This is a genomic window from Serratia sp. CY33525 (assembly GCF_052169115.1).
Lineage (GTDB): Bacteria > Pseudomonadota > Gammaproteobacteria > Enterobacterales > Enterobacteriaceae > Serratia > Serratia sarumanii.
Genome location: NZ_JBJNLK010000021.1, coordinates 1 through 4,932, shown reverse-complemented (window position 1 = coordinate 4,932; position 4,932 = coordinate 1). Strand labels below are relative to the sequence as shown.

The window sequence follows — 4,932 nt, the reverse complement described above, 5'->3', positions numbered from 1 at the left end:
CGGCGCTTACTGCTGAATTCACTGTCGGCGAAGGTAAGTTGATGACTCATGATGAACCCTGTTCCATGGCTCCAGATGACAAACATGATCTCATATCAGGGACTTGTTCGCACCTTCCCAAGAGCTCTACGGTCTGACCGTTGGGCAAGTTATTGAAAGACTTGGCGCATCTTTTTATGCAATCGATGACGACGCTGCTGGCCAGCGCCGAGAGCGCGACGATTCTGACTCCATCGCACCACTGACGCCTATGCAGGAATCTTATATTCTGGGAGCTGAACGAGATTGTTCATGCCAGGTATACAGCGAATTTGATGTTGAAAGTCTTGATGTAGACGCTTTTAAACGCGCCGTAACGTCTGTCATTGATGATGAACCCATGTTACATGCCGTTATTGTTAATGGTAATCAGCAAAAATTGATTGACCGCTATGCAAAACGTCATGAGTTCTCATTTCCTATCGACAATGTCACCGATTTAGATTTGCGCCGCTCAGAATGCATTAGTGCTGTGAAGCATACCGACGAGGTTTTCTGGGGGATCCAATTGACGCGAATAAGCGCCAAGATGACTCGTATCCACATTATGCTGGATATGCTGTTCATTGATGCGACCAGCGCAATGATATTATGTCAGCGAGTGATTGAAAGGTATAACGCGTCGATTGATGGCATTGAATTTACCGCGCAAGAGCTTCCACCATTAAGATTTTTTGATTACTGCCGAGCTGGAATTAATGGAGACGTATCACAGGCGTCATTATCATACTGGGAAGAAAAGGTGAAAACGATTCCCGGCCCGCCGCAGATCCCTCGAATTAAATATGAAGTTAGTCAGAGTGCAAATTTTGATCGATGTGCCGCTACGCTAAACGGCGATGATTGGGAGAGGATAAAGGGTATCGCCGGGCATTTGCAGATTACGCCTAATTCAATTTTATTATCGGCATTTGCGGAAGTGCTGCGTCTGTATTCTGAAAACCCTGAGTTCACGATTACCGTGACGATGTCTGAACGCCCGGTTGCGATAAATAACGATTATTCCGGCGTTGTCGGCGAGTTCACCAACGTCTTGTTGTGCCCGGTCACATCGGCCGCCGGCAGGGGCATTGTTGAGCAGGCGGTAAGCTTCCACCAGACGTTGTCGGCTGGGCTGGAGCACAGCGATATTAATGGGTTGGATGTGATTCGGATGTTGCGTAAATACCACAATGATCCGCACCTGACTTTCCCTATAGTATTTACGTCTTTCATCGGCATTATCAAGCCAGGACTAGAATTAACCGGCTGTAACACGAAACTTAATTATCAGCAGACACAAACGCCGCAAATTTCTTTGGACCATCAGGTTTACGAAACGGATAACGGCCTGCAGATTAATTGGGACTACGATGGACGAGTGCATCAGGGCGAACAGATCGCTGAAATGCTCCGGTGTTTCCATTGCGTATTGGAGAATGTCGCGCTTAACCAGCCGCAATCCGTGATATTGCCGCCGGAGCTCATGCAATTACGTGAGGAAATGAATGACACGGGTTGCGAATTTGATGAATTGGATAAGGGGTTGCTGCATCAACCGGTAATAAAGGCGGCGAAAGCTTTTCCGGATAAAATCGCCGTTATCGATCAGTCGGTGAGCCTCACTTATCGTTCATTAATTTCCGTGGCGAATGCAATAGCGGTAAAACTCCAGGATATCGGCATCGGGCCTGGGCATTCTGTTGCAGTCGTGCTCGAGAAAGGATGGGAGCAAGTCGCGGGGACGTTAGGGATATTAATGACGGGGGCCTGTTACCTGCCTTTAAACCCCAGCAATCCCGACGATCGGCTCCGCAGCATCATGCAGCTGGCAGGTTGCCAGGTCGCTTTAGTCCATGACAGGACATTGTCGCCGGAGCGTGATTGGTATGTCGGCGGCGACGGGCAATCACCGACGACAATCAACGTGCATGTCGATTTGGCCCGAGAGAGTGAAAATAGAGAAGCAGCGTCGGTTGCCATCGATCCTCATTCATTGGCCTATATCATCTTTACTTCCGGTTCGACCGGCGTGCCCAAAGGGGTTGAGATTGCGCACCATGCGGCGTTGAATACTTGCCTGGACATTAACCAACGCTTTGCTCTTGGCCAGGAGACGGTGACGTTTGGCATTTCCTCCCTCAGTTTCGATCTATCCGTATGGGATATCTTCGGCACATTAGCCACCGGCGGTACGCTGGTTGTTTGCAAGCCGGATGGCACGCGCGATCCGGACTACTGGTGGCAGCAGATCCAACAACATCATGTGACGGTCTGGAATACCGTGCCTACGTCCTTCGAAATGCTGATTGCGGCCAGCCAACCGGAGTATGTCATGCCGCTGAAAAGGGTGATGCTCAGCGGCGATGCCATCAGTATGGCCATGGTTGACAATGCGATGGCACGTTATCCACAGCTTCAAATTATTGCTCTCGGCGGCGCGACCGAAGCGTCGATATGGTCGAACTATCATGTCGTGACGGCCGATTCTCACTTGCTTGGCACGGAGCTGGTACCGTACGGGCGGCCTTTATCCAATCAAACGATGCACGTACTGGATGCGGATCTGCAATATCGACCGACGGGAGTGGTCGGCGATATTTACATCGGTGGCAAAGGGGTGGCGGAAGGGTACTTCCGCGATCCGACATTAACCGGCGAGAAATTTGTTCACACCGAACGCTATGGGCGGCTGTATGAAACCGGCGATCTTGGCCGATATCTGCCGAATGGAGAAATAGAGATTGTCGGGCGCAAAGATTCGCAGGTGAAAGTGGGCGGGCACCGTGTCGAGTTGGCGGAAATCGAAAATTGCGCGCAGCAACTCAGCGAAGTTCAACGCGCTGTTGCGGTACATATTCCTGGTGCCGGTGCCCGCGTGGTCGGCTTTGCGACCGCTAATGCCGATGAGGCGAAGACGGGCCTGGAGGAAAAACTCCGTATCCATGTTGAACAGCTGTTGCCTGATTATATGGCACCCCAGGTGTGGATTGTGTTGGATGCGATCCCGTTAACGGCTAACAATAAAGTGGATATGAAAAAGTTGCGCAGCATCGCGCAAACCCTACCGGCGGAGGGGGAGGAAAGCGACACTGGCGTGGAAACGTCCAGCGAGGCCGCGCTGGTGCTGCAACTCGCCGCACAGGTACTGGATGTGCCGGTTGGCACGCTTTCGGCGAGCCGCAGCTTAATCGAACAGGGGCTGACCTCACTGTATGCGGTTCAACTGATTAACATGTTGAAAAAAGCCTGGAATACGTCTCTCTCTTATACCCTGATCTTTAATTACCCGAGCGCGGTGAAGCTGGCGGCATTCCATCGGGGCCAACTGAGCAACCCGCATGGTGCCGCGTCGGCGGCAACGCGTCCGACACCCAATTATCATGCAGAGCCGATTGCGATTATCGCGCGAGCATGCCGTCTGCCCGGCAATGTCGGCTCTCCCGATGAATTCTGGCATATGCTGTCGTCCGCTACCGATTGCATGTCCGACATCCCCGATTCTCGTTTTGATATCAGCCCAATCTATGACACGAATCCCGACACACTAGGAGCGGCCTATACCCGTCGCGGCGCTTTCATCGAACGCGCCGAGAGCTTCGACTATGCCTGGTTTGACTTGCCTCAGGCGGAGGCAAGAACGATGGATCCTCAACAGCGCATTATGCTGGAGGTGGCCTACGAGGCGTGTCTGGCGGCAGGTTATGACAGGGAAAAACTTTCAGGCTCTTCAACGGGCGTGCTCATCGGCCAGATGAACTACGACTGGATGATGGATTTCGGCCATACGAAAGAGTACGCGGGAACCGGCGCCGCACCGTCCATCACCTCTAACCGCATCTCTTACCTGCTCGATCTGGCCGGCCCCAGCATGACCATTGATTCAGCCTGTTCGTCCTCGTTGGTGGCGGTCGACGCTGCGGTGGCCAAGTTGCGCAGCGGCGCCTGCAGGATGGCGATCGCCGGCGGCGTCAACTTAATCCTTTCGCCAGAACCTTACGTTTTTACCTGTCAGGCGAAGATGCTGAGCGTCGACGGACGGTGTGCAACTTTCGATGCTCAGGCCAACGGCATTGCCCGCGGCGAAGGCGTCGGCGCGGTGGTACTGAAACGTTTGTGCGATGCGGAAGCCGACGGCGATCCGATCCTGGGCGTTATCAAAGGTTGTGCCGTGAATCAGGATGGGCGCAGCGCTTCACTTACTGCGCCTAACGGCCTGGCGCAAGAGGCCGTGATCCGACAGGCATTGCAGGAGGCGGGATGGCAGGGTGCCGACTTGGACTATGTCGAGTGCCACGGCACCGGCACGCCGTTGGGCGATCCGATCGAGATAGAAGCGTTGAAGAATGTGTTGGCCGTCGATCGCAAAAAACCTGTGGTGCTGGGATCGGTGAAGACCAATATCGGTCACCTGGAAGGCGCGGCCGGCATTACTGGGTTGATTAAGGCTCTGGAGGTCTTGCGCCATCGTGAAGCGCCAGCGAACCTTCATTTCCAAACCCTTAATCCAAAAATTAATTTGAGCGGTTTTGCGGCGGTGGTGCCGGTCAAACCTACCCGTATCGGTAGCCACGATCGGAAGGAGACCGTCCGGGTGGGGGTTTCTTCATTTGGTTATGGCGGCACCAATGCTCACGTGGTGCTGGAATCCTACGACCAGCCGTCAGGCAAGGCGCGCGCACGCCAGGATGCCTGGCTGTTTACCGGCCAGGGGGCGCTGCAGTCCGGCGCCGGCGCCGCGCTGTACGCGGCGGATCCGGTGTTCCGCGAGGCGCTGGAAGATTACGTCGCGCAGCTGGCGGCATGGGTGGACGCGCCGCTGCTGCAATGGTTGCTGGAGGCGAGCGCCGAGCATTCGGCGCGCCTGCAGGAGACGCAATACCAGCAACCGGCGTTGGTGGCACTGCAGTTGGC

General features: G+C 54.2%; 1 protein-coding gene. It reads left to right on the top strand.

Translation table 11 applies throughout. The annotated features are described in order from the left end of the window. Positions 1 to 250: 250 nt before the first annotated feature. The coding region (locus tag ACJ8IM_RS25070; protein WP_442516255.1) for a hybrid non-ribosomal peptide synthetase/type I polyketide synthase at positions 251 to 4,932 on the top strand (4,682 nt) is incomplete at its 3' end.